Source organism: Collinsella sp. AF29-7AC (assembly GCF_003475665.1).
GTDB lineage: Bacteria > Actinomycetota > Coriobacteriia > Coriobacteriales > Coriobacteriaceae > Collinsella.
This window is the reverse complement of record NZ_QRQX01000014.1, coordinates 17,252-35,737: the sequence shown is the minus strand read 5'-3', so window position 1 is coordinate 35,737 and position 18,486 is coordinate 17,252. Positions and strand designations below refer to the sequence as shown.

Annotated in this window: 15 protein-coding genes; 7 read left to right on the top strand and 8 right to left on the bottom strand. The window is 61.3% G+C overall.

Translation table 11 applies throughout. From position 1 onward, the window contains the following. The first annotated feature begins 7 nt into the window (after nt 1-7). The 4 genes from DWZ15_RS07410 to DWZ15_RS07395 all read left to right on the top strand — a co-directional run bounded on the left by DWZ15_RS07410 (nt 8) and on the right by DWZ15_RS07395 (nt 3,297). Nucleotides 8-454, top strand: coding sequence for a PTS sugar transporter subunit IIA (locus DWZ15_RS07410; RefSeq protein ID WP_089573145.1), 447 nt, complete (start codon nt 8-10; stop codon nt 452-454). A gap of 75 nt (nt 455-529) precedes the next feature. Then, nucleotides 530-805 (top strand): PTS sugar transporter subunit IIB, encoded by a 276-nt coding sequence (locus DWZ15_RS07405; RefSeq protein WP_022094539.1) that lies wholly within the window; start codon nt 530-532, stop codon nt 803-805. A gap of 71 nt (nt 806-876) precedes the next feature. Beyond that, nucleotides 877-2,268: a PTS ascorbate transporter subunit IIC gene (locus tag DWZ15_RS07400; RefSeq protein ID WP_089573144.1), complete on the top strand. Its 1,392-nt coding sequence runs from the start codon at nt 877-879 to the stop codon at nt 2,266-2,268. A gap of 324 nt (nt 2,269-2,592) precedes the next feature. Further along, nucleotides 2,593-3,297, top strand: coding sequence for a transaldolase (locus DWZ15_RS07395; protein WP_233544672.1), 705 nt, complete (start codon nt 2,593-2,595; stop codon nt 3,295-3,297). Between the two features lie 424 nt (nt 3,298-3,721). Here the strand turns inward: DWZ15_RS07395 and DWZ15_RS07390 are convergent, their stop codons facing one another. The 5 genes from DWZ15_RS07390 to DWZ15_RS07370 form a co-directional block, all read right to left on the bottom strand. Then, complete coding sequence (locus DWZ15_RS07390) at nt 3,722-4,855, bottom strand: Abi family protein (protein ID WP_118450230.1); 1,134 nt, start codon at nt 4,853-4,855, stop codon at nt 3,722-3,724. A gap of 180 nt (nt 4,856-5,035) precedes the next feature. After that, complete coding sequence (locus tag DWZ15_RS07385) at nt 5,036-7,183, bottom strand: Tex family protein (protein ID WP_118450228.1); 2,148 nt, start codon at nt 7,181-7,183, stop codon at nt 5,036-5,038. A 412-nt stretch (nt 7,184-7,595) separates the two neighbouring features. Beyond that, entirely contained in the window at nt 7,596-8,636 is a 1,041-nt protein-coding gene (locus DWZ15_RS07380; protein ID WP_118450226.1) for a Gfo/Idh/MocA family protein, read from the bottom strand. Between the two features lie 67 nt (nt 8,637-8,703). After that, nucleotides 8,704-9,960: an MFS transporter gene (locus DWZ15_RS07375; protein ID WP_118450224.1), complete on the bottom strand. Its 1,257-nt coding sequence runs from the start codon at nt 9,958-9,960 to the stop codon at nt 8,704-8,706. A gap of 84 nt (nt 9,961-10,044) precedes the next feature. Further along, nucleotides 10,045-10,926: an SDR family NAD(P)-dependent oxidoreductase gene (locus DWZ15_RS07370; RefSeq protein ID WP_118450222.1), complete on the bottom strand. Its 882-nt coding sequence runs from the start codon at nt 10,924-10,926 to the stop codon at nt 10,045-10,047. 234 nt (nt 10,927-11,160) lie between these two features. Here DWZ15_RS07370 and DWZ15_RS07365 point away from each other — a divergent pair, with 234 nt between their 5' ends. After that, entirely contained in the window at nt 11,161-12,039 is an 879-nt protein-coding gene (locus DWZ15_RS07365; RefSeq protein ID WP_118450220.1) for a LysR family transcriptional regulator, read from the top strand. Nucleotides 12,040-12,344: 305 nt separating this feature from the next. Here the strand turns inward: DWZ15_RS07365 and DWZ15_RS07360 are convergent, their stop codons facing one another. The 3 genes from DWZ15_RS07360 to DWZ15_RS07350 are packed head-to-tail and all read right to left on the bottom strand — an operon-like array spanning nt 12,345 to nt 16,579. Then, on the bottom strand, nt 12,345-14,264 hold the full coding sequence (locus tag DWZ15_RS07360) for an ABC transporter ATP-binding protein (RefSeq protein ID WP_117640959.1): 1,920 nt from the start codon (nt 14,262-14,264) through the stop codon (nt 12,345-12,347). Further along, complete coding sequence (locus DWZ15_RS07355) at nt 14,257-16,080, bottom strand: ABC transporter ATP-binding protein (protein ID WP_118450218.1); 1,824 nt, start codon at nt 16,078-16,080, stop codon at nt 14,257-14,259. Before DWZ15_RS07355 ends, DWZ15_RS07360 begins: the two co-directional genes overlap by 8 nt. Next, nucleotides 16,073-16,579 carry a MarR family winged helix-turn-helix transcriptional regulator gene (locus DWZ15_RS07350; protein ID WP_118450216.1) on the bottom strand — a complete coding sequence of 169 codons (507 nt, stop codon included), beginning with the start codon at nt 16,577-16,579 and terminating at the stop codon, nt 16,073-16,075. Before DWZ15_RS07350 ends, DWZ15_RS07355 begins: the two co-directional genes overlap by 8 nt. A gap of 693 nt (nt 16,580-17,272) precedes the next feature. Here DWZ15_RS07350 and DWZ15_RS07345 point away from each other — a divergent pair. Both DWZ15_RS07345 and DWZ15_RS07340 read left to right on the top strand, forming a co-directional pair. Further along, on the top strand, nt 17,273-18,097 hold the full coding sequence (locus DWZ15_RS07345; protein ID WP_118450214.1) for a PfkB family carbohydrate kinase: 825 nt from the start codon (nt 17,273-17,275) through the stop codon (nt 18,095-18,097). Continuing rightward, nucleotides 18,090-18,419, top strand: coding sequence for a TIGR04076 family protein (locus tag DWZ15_RS07340; protein WP_199580050.1), 330 nt, complete (start codon nt 18,090-18,092; stop codon nt 18,417-18,419). Before DWZ15_RS07345 ends, DWZ15_RS07340 begins: the two co-directional genes overlap by 8 nt. Nucleotides 18,420-18,486: the final 67 nt, after the last annotated feature.

Genomic DNA, 18,486 nt, shown 5'->3' with positions numbered 1-18,486 from the left:
GACGAGTATGCTGACCGATCTTCTTAAGCCCGAGCTTGTTGCCTGCCACGTCGAGGCCTCCGACTGGGAGGAAGCGATCAGGGCATGCGGTAAGTTGCTCGTAGACGCTGGCAAATGCGACCAGAGCTATGTTGACGCCATGATTTCATCGGTTCACAAATTCGGCCCCTATATGGTCTTGGAAGAGGGCATCGCCATGCCCCACGCTCAGGCAGATGGCAATGTGAGTGAAGCGGGGATCTGTATCGTCACGCTTGACCCTGCCATTGCGTTTGGACACGAGGATTTCGATCCGGTTCACGTGCTCGTGGGTATTTGCGCACCCGACCCCAAGGCTCATCTTGGCTGCTTGGCGGAGCTTTCGCAGATGTTCGAGGACGAGGACTGCGTTGCCAAGCTCAGCGCATGCGATACGCCCGAGCAGGTTTTGGAGACCATGCGTTCATTCTTTTAGGCCTTAATGGCACGGCGATGCGTCGCCGCTTTTGGATAGACGGAAAACCGTCACGTGTAGGAGAGGAAGGTTGCCATGCATATCATCACCGTATGCGGAAACGGCATCGGGTCCAGCCTGATGCTCGCTGGCAAAGTCGAGGAGCTTTGCGAGGAGGAGGGCATCAAGGCCGACGTTGAGTCTATGGACCTGAACGGTGCTTCTTCCGCAAATCCGGATCTGTTCATCACCGTTAAGGAACTCGCCCCCGAGCTCCACGGCAACGTTGTGATCGTTCGCAGCTATGTGAACAAGAAGAAGATCCGCGAAGACGCCCTCGAGGCAATCAAGGCGGCCGCCGCTAACGCCTAAAGCGGCACAAAAAAGGGCGGTTCCCTGTGGAAGAGGGAAACGCGCCCACGTTAGAGAGAAAGGAAGCGCAGATGCAAGCCATCCTTCCCATACTTGAGTTTATCCAATCGATTCTGACCAAGCCAGCGTGGATTATGGGTCTATTTGCCTTTGTGGGCCTTGTCGCGCTTAAGCGTCCTGCCCACAAGGTGATGACGGGCACCCTGAAGCCCATTCTTGGTTACATCATGCTGTCCGCCGGCGCCGCTGTTGTTCAGGAGAACCTTGCTCCGCTGGGTACCTTCATCGAGACCGGTTTCCACATCACCGGCGTCGTGCCCAACAACGAGGTCGTCGTTTCGATGGCTCAGAGCGTCCTCGGCGTTCAGACCATGATGATCCTGATTCTCGGCTATGTCGTGAACATTATCATTGCCCGCTTTACCAAGTTTAAGTACATCTTCCTGACGGGCCATCACAGCATGTTTATGGCCTGCCTGCTGTCTGCCGTTCTGCAGGCATCTGGCTTCCAGGATGTCCAGCTTGTCATCGTGGGCGGCATGTTCCTGGGCCTCGTGAGCGCTATGCTTCCCGCCGTTGGTCAGCGTTTCACCGAGAAGGTTACCGATGGCGATGAAATCGCCATGGGCCACTTCGGTTCACTCGCCTATTACATCTCCGCTGCAGTCGGTACGCTTTTTGCTAAGGACGCCGAGGAGAACAGCACCGAGAAGATCGAGGTTCCCGAGAAGTTCGCCTTCCTGCGCGACACTACCATCTCCACGGCTCTTACCATGGCCTTCTTCTACCTGGTTACCGCTTTCGCCGCTTACATCGCAGATCCTGCGGTCGTTACCAAGACCGCTGGCGGCGACAACGTGATTGTCTATGCCCTGACCTGTGCCCTGTCCTTTGCCGTTGGTGTCACCATCGTCTATAACGGCGTTCGTATGATCCTTGCCGACCTGGTCCCGGCTTTCCAGGGCATCTCCAACAAGCTGATCCCCGGTGCCATCCCCGCCGTCGACTGCGCCGTCTTCTTCCCCTATGCTCCCACCGCCGTCATCCTCGGCTTTGTCGCATCCTTCATCGGTGGCGTGGTCGGTATGTTCATCGTGGGCGCTACCCTGGGCATCTTCATCATCCCGGGCATGGTTCCCCACTTCTTCTGCGGTGCTACCGCAGGCATCTACGGCAATGCTACCGGCGGTCGCAAGGGCGCAGCTCTTGGCGCTTTCGTCAACGGCCTGCTCATCACCTTCGCCCCGGCCCTGCTCCTGCCCGTTCTTGACGTCTTTGGCTTCAAGAACACTACGTTCGGCGACTTCGATTTCTCCGTCATTGGTATTACGCTTGGCCGCGCTGCCGAGGCCTTCGGTACCACCGGTGTCTACGCGATTCTCGCTGTCCTTCTGGTCGTTGCCTTCGTCCCCAACTTCATCCACACCAAGGGTGCTGTGATCAATCACGTTGAGGAAGAGTAATCCAGGCATACGTTAAGCCCTAATCGGGCGGAGCTCCGATAACCGGCTCCTACACGGAAGCGGTGGCGTCTCAATCGAGGCGTCACCGCTTTTTGCTTTGGAGCGATTGTGAACATGAGCCGGCGAGGTGCTGCTTCTGTTCCGTGAACGGAATCAAACGCAATGATCGGAAAAAACGTTTTGCCGCTGGGGCGTCGATATAAAAATGGTAAATCTGCAAAACCGTTCGCCGAGAAGATAAAAAACCGCAGTTCACGCCTTGATAAACGTAGATAAAGTGTTTAGCAGTTTATCGGCCGTATGCTAACGAAAGGAATCAGGCAGATGGCAATCAAGGTGTTCGCTGACGGTGCAAACCTCGAGGGCATGCTCGACATGTACGAGAGCGGCAACGTTCAGGGTTTCACGACCAACCCGTCCCTTATGAAGAAGGGCGGCGTGACGGATTACCGCGCGTTTGCCAAGGAGGTCCTGGCCCACATCACCGATGTGTCCGTGTCGTTTGAGGTCTTTGCCGACGACGTCGAGACCATGGAGGTCGAGGCCCGCGAGATCGCTACCTGGGCCGAGAACGTCTACGTCAAGATTCCGTGCGTGACCACCAAGGGCGAGTCCACGGCCGAGTTGGTGCGCAAGCTTTCCGCCGACGGCATTAAGGTCAACGTCACCACCATCTTTACGCCTGCGCAGGTCGACGAGATGGTCGAGGCCGTTGACGCCGAAACGCCGTCCATCATCTCGCTTTTTGCCGGCCGTATCGCCGATACCGGTGTCGACCCCATTCCGTTTATGACGGAGTCGGTCAAGAAGGCCGCCGCCAAGCCCAGCTGCGAGGTCCTGTGGGCATCCACGCGCGAGCTCATCAACATTTACCAGGCGCAGGCCTGCGGTTGCCAGATCATCACGGTGCCCAACGGCATCCTGGCCAAGCGCAAGAACATCGGTCGCGACCCGTACGAGGTCTCGCTCGATACCGTGCGCGGTTTCGCTAAGGATATCGCCTCGCTCGACTTCCATATCCTGCCGTAAGCAAGGGTACCCCCTCTCGCGACGTGCAAAATCGCGAATATTCAGCATGGTGAAGGCTTTTATCAGACTTTACCAGCTTTTACCAGTTGGTCGAAGCACGGAACGGCCCCCGTTTTGGCTCTAAAAACGCCAAAACGGGGGCCGTTTTTGCTTTTATGGTTCTCCGAGGTGCCGCGGGGCTATCGAGAGATGCTGAATATTCGCGATTTTGCACGTCGCCAAGAGGGGGAAGTCGGGCCCTACTCTGACCACTCGGACGTACTCTTACCCGAACCCGCTGCTTCATGGGACGGCATGTCATGCGTCTGAGCTGCGGTTTTCATGCAGCGGGTAGTCGGATTGCTGCTGAGTTGCTCGAACCTACTCGAACCCACTCTGTCCGAGCGGGGCCCAAGTGGCAAGGGGCTATTAGGGGACTGAAGAGCTATAGGGAGCTCGAGGAGATGGCATCGGCTCCCGAGCGCATGACTTCCCCCAGCATCCTGATTCCTCGGGCAAGCTCGATCTGCTTTTCGAAGTAGTCGGCGTGCTCAAGGAAGCGCTCGCGCAGGGTGCGCAGGCCTGCCGCCTTTTCCGACCTCGCGTCCGCATCGCTGACGATTCTGTTGAAGCAGAGCACGAGCGCGGTGAAGTCGTGGATGACGGGGAAGCGCTTCGTAAGGGCGACGAGCTCCTGGTCGATTCCGAGCTCCTCCCGCGCGGCCGTCGCGATGGAGCCGACGGGCTTCTGTAGGCGCTGCCCGATCGTGTTCAGAATGTTGCCGTTATGAGCGGCCGCGTTGCGCAGGGCCTTCACGGGGAACAGGAGCTGCTTGACGGATTCGGCCTCCTGGCTGCGTTCCCTCCTGAGGTCGTAGAAGTAGAACTTGTAAAGCGCGATGATTCCCCCGAAGGAGACGAGTTCCAGGTAGTTCCAGACGTACATGTCCTCGCGTCTGCCATACTTATTCGCGAGGTCCCGGGTGTAGTTCGAGTCTCCGAGGTACGAGACGCTGCGCTCGAGGTGCTCCGGGTCTATCCCCAAAGTCTGGTCCTCGGCGATGTGGAGCATCTCGAGGAAGAGCGTCGCTCGCTCGCTGCCGTCCACTTCATCTAGCCGGTCGGCGATGGCCTTCATCTTCTCGACGGCTGTTTCTGACCCGCTTGGATCGAACCGCTCCTCCAGCATCCTCTCCTTACGCACCCTCTCGTGGGCGAAGAGGAGGTCGAGGATCTCCTTCCCGTCGGCGCCGTCGTCCATCATCGTCCGGTTTAGATGGACCTTCATGTAGTGCTCGATGTCAAGCGTCATCGAGAGGATGTGCTCGCGGAGGTGGTGGTCGAGTCTGGTGAGTTCGGCGAGGTAGGCGAAGTCTAGGTTGACGTAGCGTCCGTAGCCCTCCGACGCGGAGCTACGATACGTTGAGAAGCACTTCGCAAACGCCTTGACCTTGAAGAAGAAGTTCTTGTCGCGGAGGAACGCGACCGCATCCTCGGGGCTCATTATGTCGAAGCGGACGCCCCGCTCTGCGAGGTGGGCGACCTGTTGTTCTGCCGGGATGAGCGGGCGCTCCTTCATAATCGAGCCTCCAAAACGAAAAATGCGGCTGTAGGTACAGGTACCCGCAGCCGCTAAAAGCCCGAAGGCTTTTCACACTGCGGACAGTATACCCCACTTTGCCGAAGGGGCAAAGAGCGCGGGGAACGCCCGCGCTCTTTGCGACACTTGCCGCGAAGAGGGGATATCCGCTTTGGCGGTTTACTTCCCCTGCACCATGGTGAGCGAGATCTTCTTGCGGTCGCGATCGACCTTTTCGACCCACACCTTTACCGTGTCGCCGACGCGCACCACGTCGCTCGGGTGCTTGACGAAGCGGTTGGCCAGCTTGGAGATGTGTACGAGGCCGTCCTGGTGCACGCCCACGTCGACGAAGGCGCCAAAGTCGACGACGTTGCGCACCGTGCCCTTGAGCTCCATGCCGGGCTCCAGGTCGTCAATAGAAAGTGCCGAGCGGCTAAAGACCACCTCGGGCGCGTCGTCGCGCGGGTCGCGGCCGGGCTTCTTGAGCTCGTTGACAATGTCGATGAGCGTGAGGGTGCCGCAGTCTAGGTTGCTTGCCAGCGCCGAGATGCTGCCCAGACGGCGCTCGATGTCGGGCACGCCGCCGCGGCTGAGCTCGCTTGCCGCAACGCCGGCGCGTTCCAGGACGGCCGTGGCCACCTCGTAGCTCTCGGGGTGGACGCTCGTCGCGTCGAGCGGGTTCTTGCCGCCGCTAATGCGCAGGAAGCCCGCGGCGTTGAGGTATGCCTTGGGTCCCAGCTTGGGGACCTTCTTGAGCTGGCGGCGATCGGTAAAGGCTCCGTTTTCCTCGCGGTAGGCCACGATGTTCTTGGCTACGCTCGGCGTGATGCCCGATACGTATCCCAGCAGGCTCGCGCTCGCGGTGTTTACGTCGACGCCCACGCGGTTGACGACGTCCTCCACCACGTGGCCCAGGGTGCGCGAAAGCTCGGCCTGGTCAAGGTCGTGCTGGTACTGTCCGACGCCGATGGACTGGGGCGGAATCTTGACGAGCTCTGCCAGCGGGTCTTGCAGGCGGCGGCCCAGGCTCATGGCGCCGCGCACGGTGACGTCCAGGTCGGGATATTCCTGGCTGGCGAGCTCGGACGCGGAGTACACCGACGCGCCGGCCTCGTTGACGATGGTGTAGCGAAGGCTGGGCGCCTGCTCGGCAATGAACTCCGAGACGACTTCCTCGGTCTCGCGGCTGGCGGTGCCGTTGCCGATGACGATGGTGTTGACGCCGTCCTTCTTGACGAGGCGGGCGAGCTCGCGCTTGGTGCCGGCGACGTCGTGGCGCGGCTTGGTGGGGTAGACCACGCCGTGGTCGAGCAGCTTGCCGGTCTCGTCCATGACGGCGACCTTGCAGCCGGTGCGGTAGCCCGGATCGAGCGCGAGCACGCGGGCGCCGCGCACGGGGCGCGCCGAGAGCAAGCCCTCGAGATTCTTGGCAAAGACGTTGATGGCCTCGGTCTGGGCACGAACGGTGAGTTTGGCGCGGGCCTCGCGCTCCAGCGAGGGGGCCATGAGGCGCTTGTAGCCATCGGCGATGGCGGCGTCAAAGACGGGCGCGAAGACGCCCTGACGGCGGGGCCAGCGGCTGCCGAGGCGTGCCGTAGCGGCAGCGCCGTCGACGTTCACGCGCACGCGGAGCTTACCCTCACGCTCACCGCGGTCGATAGCCAGCACGCGGTGGTTGGGTATACGGCGCAACGGCTCGTCAAAGTTGTAGTAGGGCTCGTAGGGGGTCTTCTCGGCGGGGTCGGTGGCCTCGACGACGATGTCGGCGGTGTTTTGCGTAAAGGCGCGCAGGTCGGCGACGTTCTCGGGATCTTCGGCCACCGTCTCGGCCACGATGTCGGCGGCGCCGGCGAGCGCCTTCTCGGGCGTGTCGAAGCCGGCCTCCTCGTTGACGTAGTCCGCGGCGGCGTCGAGCGCGCTGCCCTTGGCCGAAGCCTGCATGATGATCATGTTGGCGAGTGGCTCCAGGCCGGCCTCGCGGGCCTTCTGCGCGCGGGTCATGCGCTTTTTGCGGTAGGGCTTATAGAGGTCCTCGACACGCTGGAGCTGTGTGGCCTCGCGAATCTGCTGCTCGAGCTCGGGCGTGAGCTTGCCCTGGGCGTCGATGAGCAGGATGACGTCCTCTTTGCGCTGCTCAAGATTGCGCAGGTAGGACAGGCGCTCGTCGAGTGCGCGCAGGGCGACGTCATCCATGCCGCCGGTGGCCTCTTTACGGTAGCGCGAGATAAAGGGGATGGTATTGCCCTCGTCGATGAGCTTGACGGCCGCCTCGACGTTGGCGGCCTTAAGGTTGAGCTCGTGGGCGAGCTGCGCGATAAGATCCATGGAACTCCTTGCGTTTATGGTGCATTTGCAGCACAGAGCTACCAAGGATACCACCCGTCCCAAAAGACTGTTTTGGGGCCGCGCCACAAAAACGGCCTATCTACTACGTTTTACCCGTAGGGGCTGACCATGCCTGGGTTTTCCGAAGATCGGCAACCCGTCTACCTGCGGTTTTTATTTCGTGAAATTCGGTATGGTTGAGGGTGATCGGTTAAACGTAGTAGATAGGCCCATTTCGTGGCGAACGAACCAAACTGAGGCGCAAAAAGGCCCCCCGCCTCAGAAAAATCGTCAGCGAAGTAGCAAAAAGCCCCGCGGGCAGGAGGCTGCTCGCGGGGCAAAGAAGAGGGGGCTTGTTGGCGGCGGGCCAAGGCGCTCGGCGGTGAGTTTGCCGCGGCCCGCTCTTAAGACATTACAGCTCGACGAGCTGGCCGGTCTCGGCGGCCTCCTTGACGGCGTTGAGAAGCGTGAGCGTCTTGACGTTGTCGGCCGGCGTCACGACGGGCTCGACCTCGCGGCGGACAACCTTCACAAAGTGCTTGAGCTGCATCTTGTGCGGAAGTGCCGGGTCGACGGCCGGGATCTCCATCTGCAGCGGCTTGTGCCAGTTGGAGGCGCCGTCGTAGGAGAACTGGTGCAGGCGGGGCAGCGACAGGGCGCCCTTGGTGCCACCGATAAAGTAGGCGTCGGCGTCGAAGGGGCGGTACTGCGGGTCCTCGCGAGCGGTTGCCTCCCAGTTCCAGGGGCTGGCGGTGGCGTCGGAGATGGTCATGCTTGCGAGCGCGCCATCGGCAAAACGGACGTTGACCACGGCGGAGTCCTCGGTCTCAAAACCGCGGGCGGCGCTGGACTGCATACCCTGGACGGCAACGGGCTCGCCCAGCAGGTAGCGGAGCAGGTCGACGTCGTGCACCAGGTTGACCAGGATCGGGCCGGCACCCTTTTTGCGGCGCCACTCGACATCGAAGTACTCGTCGTTCTTATAGATCATGTAGTGGAAGCTCGACACGGTGAGCTTGCCCAGCTCGCCGGACTCGATGATCTCCTTGGCCTTGTTGACGAAGGGGTTGTGGCGACGGTGCTGACCCACGAGCACGGGCACGCCGGCGGTCTCGGCCTCGGCGGCGAAGGCCTGGGCATCCTCGAGGTCGTTGGAGATCGGCTTTTCGACCAGCGGCACGATGTTGCGCTTCACGGCCTCGCGGGCAACGCCCAGATGCAGGTCGTTGGGCGTGGCGATAATGACGGCCTCGGGCTTGACCTCGTCCATCATCTGGGCGGGATCGGTATAAAACGGCGCGCCGGCGGCCTCGGCCGTGGCGCGGGCGCCCTCAAAGGCGTCGGCGATGGCGACGAGCTCGGCCTCGGGCTCCTCGGTGACAAAGCGGATGTGGTTGCGGCCCATGGCGCCGGCGCCGATGACGGCAATGCGGACGGGGTTGAGCTCAGACATTTCGACTCCTTAATACTGGTGGCTTGGAATGCGGCAAAGGGACAGTCCCTTTGCCGCATCGATAAAACTAGGCGGACTTCTTCTTGCTGTCGGAGACCATCATGTAGACGGTGAGCACGACGGCGATGGCGGCGATCACAATGGCGCCGTAGAAGGACTGCTGGTAGGCGGCGCTGCCGGCCTCAGCGTGATACAGCACGGCAGTGATGGGCTGGCTGATCCAGGTAGAAGCGGCGTAGCCCAGGAACATGATGCCGTAGTTGACGCCGATGTTGCTGGTACCGAAGGCGCCACCGGTGAGCGGCGGGTAGATGACGAGCAGGGCGCCAAAGCTAAAGCCAAGCAGGGCGAGCGCCACAAAGAACATGCTCTGCGTAAAGCTCATCGACATGATGACGAGCGCGACGATGGTGACGACAAGGCTGATGAGCAGCGACTTGTAGGCGCCGAGCTTGTCGATGATCTGGCCAAAGGACAGACGGCCGACCAGGTTGGCGCAGGTGTTGACGGAGACCACCACACCGCCGAGGGCGACGGCCGCGGCGCTCGTGGGGTCGGCGAAGAGCTGGACGGCGGCGATGGAGGCAACCTTGCCCACAAGCAGGGTGCCTGCAGTGGCAGCAAAGGCGAAGGTGACGATGAGGACCCAGAAGCGCGGGGTCTTGACCATCTCGCCCGGGGTGAGGTCACCGAAGGTGCCGGCGTGCGCGCCGCCCTTGGGGGCCTCGAAGCCCTCGGGCAGCCAACCGGCCTCGGGGGCCTTCAGGAACAGGGCGGAGGCGGCGATCGTCACAAAGAAGATGACGCCGAGTGCCTTGAGGGCGCCAAAGATGCCCAGGCTCGGGATGAGCAGCGAGGCGAGCACCGGGGACAGCACGGCGGGACCGGCGGTCGAAGCGGCCAGGGTGATGCCGGAGGCGAGGCCCTTCTTGTCGATGAACCACTTTTGGCCGGTGGTGAGTGCCGGGTTGTAGCCCAGGCCGTTGCCGATGGCGGCGACGAGCGAGAACCACAGGTAGAACTGCCACGGCTCGGTGACGGTGCCGGACATGAACCAGCCCAGGCCGTAGCACACGGCGGCAGCGATCACGACGTTGCGCGGGCCGATCTTATCGGAGATGCGGCCGGCGAAGATGCCCGTCACGGCCATGATGGTCTGGAAGACCGGGAAAGCCCAGGTAAGGGCGCTCGACCACTCGGGGTAGACGGCGAGCAGGTTCTTGCTCACGACGGAATACAGCGCGATGGAGCTGATGAAGAACATGGTGACGCACGCGGCGGAAAGCACGACGGCGCGACCCTTGTTGGAGTTGTTGGAAGCCATTGGACTCTTTCTAATCGATACGGGGGAGGGGAGGGGCAAACGCCGCTGAGGTGCTTGCCCCGCGCCCCTTTCTACCGGGCTGGTTTACTGGTCGGTCGGTTTTGCGACGCCGGACTCGTCGGACCAAAGCTCGACGCCCTTGTTCTTGAGGTAGTTGTCGGCAAAGGCTCGACGACCGCCGGGCTTGGCGGTGAGGTCGCCCATCATATTGGAGAAACCGCCATCGACCTTGATGGCGTCGCCGGTGGTAAAGTCCGAGCGCTTGGACGCCAGGAACATGACGGCGTTGGCGATATCACTGACCTCGCCGATGCGGCGCGTGGCGATCAGGCGGCTGCGGCTCTTCTCGACCTCGGGGTCGGCGTAAAAGCTCGCCGACATCGGGGTCTTAACGAAGCAGGGCTCGACGCAGTTGGAGCGGACGCCGTAGGGACCCCACTCGGCAGCCAGCATCTTGGACATCATGTTGACGCCCGCCTTGGTGGAGCTGTACACGCCCGAGAACGTCTCGGGGGAGTGGCTGGCAACGGTCGAGATGTGCACCAGGCGACCCTGGCCGGCCTTGATCATCTCGCGACCAAAGCGCTGCGAGGTGATGAAGTAGCCGGTGAGGTTGACGTTGAGGACCTCGTTCCAGTCACTCAGCGGCAGGTCTTCCATGGCTGCGAAGCGCAGGATGCCGGCAGTGTTGACGAGGACGTCGACGCGGCCGAAGTCGGCGATGGTGGCATCGACAGCGGCCTGAACCTCGTCCTCGTCGGTGGCGTTCATCTTGTAGCCCTCGGCGTGGATGCCAAACTCGGCGGCGAGGTCGGCGGCCGCGGCCTTGACCTTCTCCTCGTCCAGGTCGAGCAGGACGACGTTGGCGCCGTTGCGGGCGAACTCGCGGCAAATCTCGACGCCCATGCCGCCGAGTGCGCCGGTCACAGCGCAGACATCGCCCTCGAGCTTAAGCCAGTTGCTCATAGGAACTTCCCTTCTTGTGCCTCCCTGTGGGCCGCTCCCATTAATCGACCCACGTGGTTTTCGCTGGTTATCGTATGCTTTGAATTTGCGCAGGTGAATTGCATATTTGTTAGAATGGCGTAAACCTCTGGTTTATAGCTCGCAAAACGATTTGTTCTTAATTGAGTGTGTGACCTGCCAAAACGACCCCCTTCGGCCGCGCATGGCCGCAGGTGCGAAAACGGAGAGATTGACGTGTACGATCGACGACTCGAGGCCATTACGACTGCCGCGGAGCTGGGGAGCTTCTCGCGCGCCGCGGCAAAACTGCGTGTGTCGACCCCGGCGCTCGTCAAACAGGTGTCGGGATTCGAGGCCGAGTTTGGCATAACGTTGTTCGAACGCTCGCATTCGGGCGTCAAGGTGACGCCGGAGGGCGCTCTGCTGGTGGACGATGCGCGCTCGATCATGCGCCAGTCCGAGGATGCGCTGCGCCGCGCCCGACGCGCGGCGGGCGATGGCGGTGCCGTGCGTCTGGGCGTGTCGATGATGTGCCCGGGGCGCCAGACGCTGTCGATGTGGACGGGCGTGCACGAGCTGGAGCCATCGCTGCGCTTCGAGATCGTGCCGGTGAGTGACCTCTACGATGAGCGCGAGACCGTCATGCGCAGCTTGGGCCGCGAGGTCGATGTGGTGCAGTCGAGTTTTTCGACCCCGCGCTGGGGTGACGCCTGCCAAAAGCTCCGCATTGTCAACGTGCCGTTTTATATCGACCTGCCGCGCACAAGCCCGCTGGCGCGCAAGAATCGCATTACGGTCGCCGACTTGGAGGGCATGCGCCTGCGCGTGCTCCGTCACGGCAACGACGCCATGGACAGCCTGCGCATCGACCTGTTGGCCGACGGCGGCGTGGACGTGATCGACGTGGATAGCTTCGACTTTGCGCTCTTTAACGAGGCGGAGGAAAAGGGCGATGCGGTGCTCACCTGCGGAGCGTGGTCGGGCGTGCACCCGGCCTTTGTGGGCGTACCGTTTCTATGCGGTCGCGAGGTGCCGGTCTATTTGCACTACCCGCTCGAGCCCACCCTCCAAGTCCAAAAATTCGTCAACGCCATGGCCCAACTCCTCAACTAGCTCATTTGGCGCGGGTAGTCTTTTTGGGACGGGGCTTTTTTAGCTACTTTCGCCGCCCTGCCTGCGCACCCTCAAAGTAGTCAAAAAGCCCCGTCCCAAAAAGACTAACAAAACGAGGCCCTGGCCAAACGGCCAGGGCCTCACTAACCTTTATTCCGTTTTAAACAACGGGCTGATTGCGCGCAGGAGGGTGCCCCGGGGCGGCGGGGTATTTCCTCCGCGCGCAGTTTCGCAGCGAAGCGAGAATGTTTGAGCACGGAGGAATTACCCCGACGCCCCGGGGCACCCTCCGTCAGTAACCGTTCCTACTCCAGCTCAAACGCACCCGTGTACAGCTGGTAGTAGTACCCGCGCTTGGCGATCAGCTCGTCGTGGTTGCCGCGCTCGATGATACGGCCGTGGTCCAGACAGATGATCGCGTCGGAGTTGCGCACGGTGGACAGGCGGTGTGCGATGACAAACGTCGTGCGGCCCTCCATGAGCTTATCCATGCCCGCCTGCACGATGGCCTCGGTGCGGGTGTCGATGGAGCTCGTGGCCTCGTCTAGAATCATCGCCGGCGGATCGGCGACGGCGGCGCGGGCGATCGAGATCAGCTGGCGCTGGCCCTGCGACAGCTGTGCGCCGTTGCCGGTGAGCATCGTGTCGTAGCCGTCGGGCAGGCGGGTGATAAAGTCGTCTGCGCCCGCGAGCTTGGCCGCCGCGATGCACTCCTCGTCGGTCGCATCCAGGTTGCCGTAGCGGATGTTGTCCATCACGGTGCCGGTGAACAGGTTCACGTCCTGCAGCACGACGCCCAGCGAGCGGCGCAGATCGGCCTTGCGGATCTTATTGACGTTGATGCCGTCGTAGCGAATCTTGCCGTCGGCGATGTCATAGAAGCGGTTGATGAGGTTGGTGATGGTCGTCTTACCGGCACCGGTGGCGCCGACAAACGCGACCTTCTGACCCGGCTTGGCAAACACGGACACGCCGTGCAGGACCTCGTGGTCGGGGGTGTAGCCAAAGTCGACGTTGTCCATGACCAAGTCGCCGCGCAGCGGGACGTACTCGATCTCGCCGGTTGCGCGGTGCGGATGTTTCCACGCCCACATGCCGGTGTGGTGGTCAGCCTCCTCGAACTCCCAAGTCTCGGGGTTCACCTGTGCGTTGACGAGCGTCACGTAGCCTTCGTCGGCCTCGGGCTTCTCGTCGATGAGCTCAAAGATGCGGTCGGCGCCGGCGAGGCCCATGACCACGGCGTTGATCTGCTGCGAGATCTGGCCGATCTGTCCGCAGAACTGCTTGGTCATGTTGAGGAACGGCACCACGACGGCGATGGACAGCGCCATGCCCGAGATGCTCAGGTTGGGCACGCCCAGCGCCAGGAAAATGCCGCCCGCCAGTGCGACCAGCACGTAGAGCAGGTTGCCCAGGTTCATAAGGATGGGCATGAGGATGTTGGCGTACATGTTGGCCTTCTGGGAGACCTCGAAGAGCTTTTCGTTGCGCTCGTCAAAATCGGCCTCGGCGGCAGACTCGTGGCAGAACGCCTTGACGACCTTCTGGCCGTTCATGACCTCCTCGATATGGCCCTCGACCACGCCGAGCTCGGTCTGCTGCGCAATGAAGAAGCGCGCGGAGTTGGAGCCGAGCAGCTTGGTCATAAAGGTCATAAAGGCGACGCCGGCGATGATGACCAGGCACATCCACACGCTGTAGTACAGCATGATAAAGAACACCGTGACGATGATGATGATCGTCATGAGCAGGTTGGGCAGCGACTGGCTGATCATCTGACGCAGCGTGTCGATGTCGTTGGTGTAGTGGCTCATGATATCGCCGCGCTGGTGCGTGTCGAAGTAGCGGATCGGCAGGTCCTGCATGCGGTTGAACATCTTTTCGCGCAGCTTCTCGAGCGAGCCCTGCGTGATGACGGCCATGGTGCGGTTCCAGAAGAGCGAGGAGGCGACGCCCACGGCGTAGATGCAGCCGAGGGTGGTCACGAGCTTCAGAATCTTGGGCTGCGCGGCCGTCCAGTCGCCCGACTGCCACGATTCGCTAATGACCTGCAGCGCGCTCTGGAGAAACGTCGCGCCGATGGAGTTGATGATGGCGCAGAGCACAACGCCGGCGACGACGAGGGGCAAAAGCACCGGGTAGAAGCCAAAGAGCATCTTGATCAGGCGCGTCATAGTGCCGCCCTTGCGGTTGCGCGCGCGCTCGGCGGTAGCTGCCTTACTCATGTGCCTCGCCTCCTTTCTGGGTCTGAGCTTGCGGTGCGGATGCCTCGGTGTCGGCTGCGACGGTCTCGGCCGCCTCCTCGCCCGCGGCACTCATCTTGTTTTGCGAGGTAAAGGTCTCGCGGTAGATCTCGCTCGTCTTGAGCAGCTCGTCATGGTTGCCGATGTCCTTGATGCGGCCGCCCTCCATGACGATGATGCGGTCGGCGTCCTGCACGGAGCTGATGCGCTGGGCGATGATGAGCTTGGTCGTGTTGGGCAGGTAGCTCGCCAGGCCCTCGCGGATCTTGGCGTCGGTCTTGGTGTCGACGGCGCTCGTGGAGTCGTCCAGGATCAAGATCTTGGGGCGACGCAGCAGGGCACGCGCGATGCACAGGCGCTGCTTCTGGCCGCCGGAAACGTTGGAGCCGCCCTGCTCGATCCAGGTGTCGTAGCCCTTGGGGAAGCCGTCGACAAACTCGTCGGCGCAGGCCAGATGCGCCGCCTCGCGGACTTCCTCGTCGGTGGCGTTCGGGTCGCCCCAGCGCAGGTTCTCGGCGATGGTGCCGCTAAACAGCACGTTTTTCTGCAGCACCATGGCCACCTGGTGGCGCAGCGCGTCCAGATCGTAGTTGCGCACGTCCACGCCGCCGACGCGCACGGTGCCCTCGGTGACATCGTACAGGCGGGCGATCAGGTTCACGAGCGTCGACTTGGCCGAGCCGGTGCTACCGATAATGCCGATGGTCTCGCCGCTCTTAATATGCAGGTCGATATCGTCGAGCGCCTGGCGGCGGGCATGCTCGGAATACTTAAAGCTCACGTGATCGAAGTCGATGGAGCCGTCGGCAACTTCGTGCACGGGCTCGGCCGGGTTGGCGATCGTGGGCTCGGCGGCCAGCACCTCGGTAATACGGTGTGCGGACTCGTCGGCCATGGTCACCATGACAAAGATCATCGACAGCTGCATTAGGCTCATCAGAATCTGGAAGCCGTAGGTAAAGATGGAGGAGAGCTGGCCCACGTCGAACAGGGTGCCCTGGCTCGTGATGATGAGCTCGGAACCCAGGTAGATGATGACGACGAACGCGCCGTTGACGCAGATGTTCATCATGGGGTTGTTGAAGGCGAGCAGCTTCTCGGCGCGGGTAAAGTCCATCTGGACGTCGCGCGCGGCGGTCGCGAACTTCTCCTTCTCAAAGTCTTCGCGCACGTAACTCTTGACCACGCGCATGCCGGTGACGTTTTCCTCAACGGATTCGTTGAGCGCGTCGTACTTGTGGAAGACGCGGGCAAAGATCGGGCGCACCTTATGGATGATGAAGAACAGACCAAAGCCCAGCAGCGGAATGATGACCAGGTAGACCATGGCGACGCTGCCGCCCATGGCGTATGCCATGGTAAAGGCAAAGACCAGCACCAGCGGCGAGCGCACGGCGATGCGGATGAGCATCATAAAGGCCTGCTGCACGTTGTTGATGTCGGTGGTGAGGCGGGTGACGAGCGAGGAGCTCGAGAACTCGTCGATGTTGGCAAAGCTGAACGTCTGGATCTTGTAGAACAGGTCATGACGCAGGTTCTTGGCGAATCCGCAGCTCGCATGGCTGCAGGTGACACCAGCCGCGGCGCCAAAAGCAAGCGACGTCAGCGCGATGAGCACCAAAAAGCCTGCGGTGGGAAGCATCTCGGCTACGGTGGCGCCGTCTTTGATAGCGTCGATCAGGTTGGCGGTGATAAATGGAATCAGCATCTCGCAGAGCACCTCGCCAAGCACGAGCAGCGGCGTGGCAACAGTGACTTTCATATAGTCGCGGATGCTTCCCATGAGGGTTTTAATCATCCAGTTCCTCCCAGGTTACGCGGATTTTCTCAAGCATTTCGGCGAGCTGTTCGCGCTCGTCGTGAGTGAGGGCACTAAAGGCCTGCTCCCTAAAGCGGATGCGGGCGGCCTGGTCGATGCGGGCCTTCTCCCGGCCGACTTCGGTCAGGCGAATGGTGAGTTGCCGTCGATCCTTGGGGTTACGGCTGCGCTCGATGAGGCCGTTGAGCTCGAGCTTGGACAGGATCTCGGAAAGCGATCCCGGCTTGAGGTCAAAGTGCATGCCGAGCTCCTGCTGCGACATCTCGCCGCCGGGCTGCTTGGCCAGCAGGCAGATGATGGGCGCCTTGCCGGACACGCCGCCACCATGAAAATGCATGTAATGGCCGCAAAAGCCCAGATTATTGAGGATGCGCTTGGCAAGCTTGTCTTCGGCGCTGACCGCTTCGGGTACATCCGCAGGCTGTGACGGGTCGCCGCCGGGCTCATGCGAACAAAGGTTAAGAGGTTCATCGCACATGAATTAGTGTTGCTCCTTTCTTTAGTTAGGTAGTGGAATTGTTTTGTGCCTAACCAATCTAGGAGCATGAGAAATGAATGTCAAGGTACCAAACTTATTAAGTTACGGCGTTTTACCAAACGCCGTAACCGCTCGACGCTGCAAACGCTCCTAAGCGGCAATCTGACGTTCAATCATCGGGCATGGCCACAAGGCCTATGCCCTCCTCTTGCACGCCACCTTGCTCGCTTAGGAACGTTTTCGCTGTCCGTCCTCAACATGTGATTCCGCCACGGTCCGCTTCGGTGCATGTGATCCCTTGGGGACGGAGGAAAAGGGATTACTTTGGGCTGCGATGACGCCTTTCGAAGCGGCCTCGCCAAAAACTATGCCTAATTACTACGATGAATCCGGCATCCCCGACCACAACAGCTGTTTCTGAAAAAGCGCAAGCTATCTACCTGCGGTTTTGTTGGAGCGAAATTTGTTGTGGTTGGAGGTGGGCGGTTAAACGTAGTAAATAGGCATAGTTTTGAAATGGCACTATATGAGTAGTATCAACTAGGCCGTTATGGAGCAAACAGTCCCCATTTCCGAAACCTATCCGCAACAACGCGCTCTTCGCGACCCTAGCGACCGCTCACGATGCCTCCTGCGCTACACTTAGTCGCACTGTGGTGCTGCCGCGCCGCACCCGAAACAAGGGAGACCCTCATGAAGAGTACTCAGCTGCTGCTGATCAACGATATGTGCGGCTACGGCAAGGTCGCGCTCTCGGCCATGCTGCCGGTGCTGTCGCACATGGGCTATCGCATCCATAACCTGCCGACGGCACTCGTTTCCGACACGCTCAACTACCCCAAGTTCTACATCCACGACACCACCGAGTACGTGCGTCAAAGCCTCGCTATCTGGGAGGAGCTCGGCTTTGAGTTCGATGCCATCTCGACCGGCTTTATCGTGACCGAGGAAGAGACGCGCATCATCTCGGGCTTTTGCCACCGCCGTGCGCAAAAGGGCACCAAGGTGTTCGTCGACCCCATCATGGGCGATAACGGCAAGCTCTATGCCGGTGTGCCCGAGTCCACGATTGGCCTTATGCGGCACCTGCTGGAGTGCGCAGACTACGCGGTGCCCAACTACACCGAGGCCTGTCTGCTCACCGATACGCCTATTGCAGAGCAGATCACGACCGACGAGGCCCGCGCCCTTGTGGACGCCGTGCACGAGCTGGGTGCCAAGTCGGTGGTCATTACGAGCGCCGTAGTCAATGGTACGAACGCGGTTATCGGTTACGACCATGTGGCGGGGGAGTACTTCACGATTCCCTTTGAGCTCATTCCGGTCTATTTCCCGGGCACGGGCGACACGTTCTCGGCGGTGCTCGTCGGCCGCGTTATGGCGGGTTGGAGTCTGCAGCGCGCGACGTCCGATGCCATGCGTGTGGTGGCTGAGCTTATCGAGCGCAATGCCGACCAAGAGGACAAGTCGGCCGGCCTTCCCATCGAGGCCTGCCTGGATGTGATTGACCATGAGTAATGCTGGCGAGGACGGCGTCAAGCCTGCGGGCGGGGGCAAGCCGCTCGGCGCGCCGCGTGGAAAGCGTCCGCGTATCCGCGTGAGTTGCGTGGACCAGCTGGGGACGTGCCGCTGCCACCATGGTCACAAGCCGGGCGACGTCTTTGACTTCGACCGAGACCGCGGCAAGATGTGCGCCATGGCCTGCCATGTGGGTTTTCCCTATATCGATATCCTGCGCTATGGCGGCTCCGTGCCCGGCAACGAGCCCGGTACGGCAAAGTTCTGCTGCCCCGAGGTCGATACGCTAAACGTCTGGCTTGCCGAGATCGTCGACGAGTAGCCGAGCGGGATGCGACAAAGGGACAGTCCCTTTGTCATATTTGGCGGTGGACGCACCTCTTCAAGCC

Coding starts and splice junctions, on each gene's coding strand:
- DWZ15_RS07410 (WP_089573145.1), top strand. CDS start 8: ATGCTGACCGATCTTCTTAAGCCCGAGCTTGTTGCCTGCCACGTCGAG.
- DWZ15_RS07405 (WP_022094539.1), top strand. CDS start 530: ATGCATATCATCACCGTATGCGGAAACGGCATCGGGTCCAGCCTGATG.
- DWZ15_RS07400 (WP_089573144.1), top strand. CDS start 877: ATGCAAGCCATCCTTCCCATACTTGAGTTTATCCAATCGATTCTGACC.
- DWZ15_RS07395 (WP_233544672.1), top strand. CDS start 2,593: ATGGCAATCAAGGTGTTCGCTGACGGTGCAAACCTCGAGGGCATGCTC.
- DWZ15_RS07390 (WP_118450230.1), bottom strand. CDS start 4,855: ATGAAGGAGCGCCCGCTCATCCCGGCAGAACAACAGGTCGCCCACCTC.
- DWZ15_RS07385 (WP_118450228.1), bottom strand. CDS start 7,183: ATGGATCTTATCGCGCAGCTCGCCCACGAGCTCAACCTTAAGGCCGCC.
- DWZ15_RS07380 (WP_118450226.1), bottom strand. CDS start 8,636: ATGTCTGAGCTCAACCCCGTCCGCATTGCCGTCATCGGCGCCGGCGCC.
- DWZ15_RS07375 (WP_118450224.1), bottom strand. CDS start 9,960: ATGGCTTCCAACAACTCCAACAAGGGTCGCGCCGTCGTGCTTTCCGCC.
- DWZ15_RS07370 (WP_118450222.1), bottom strand. CDS start 10,926: ATGAGCAACTGGCTTAAGCTCGAGGGCGATGTCTGCGCTGTGACCGGC.
- DWZ15_RS07360 (WP_117640959.1), bottom strand. CDS start 14,264: ATGAGTAAGGCAGCTACCGCCGAGCGCGCGCGCAACCGCAAGGGCGGC.
- DWZ15_RS07355 (WP_118450218.1), bottom strand. CDS start 16,080: ATGATTAAAACCCTCATGGGAAGCATCCGCGACTATATGAAAGTCACT.
- DWZ15_RS07350 (WP_118450216.1), bottom strand. CDS start 16,579: ATGTGCGATGAACCTCTTAACCTTTGTTCGCATGAGCCCGGCGGCGAC.
- DWZ15_RS07345 (WP_118450214.1), top strand. CDS start 17,273: ATGAAGAGTACTCAGCTGCTGCTGATCAACGATATGTGCGGCTACGGC.
- DWZ15_RS07340 (WP_199580050.1), top strand. CDS start 18,090: ATGAGTAATGCTGGCGAGGACGGCGTCAAGCCTGCGGGCGGGGGCAAG.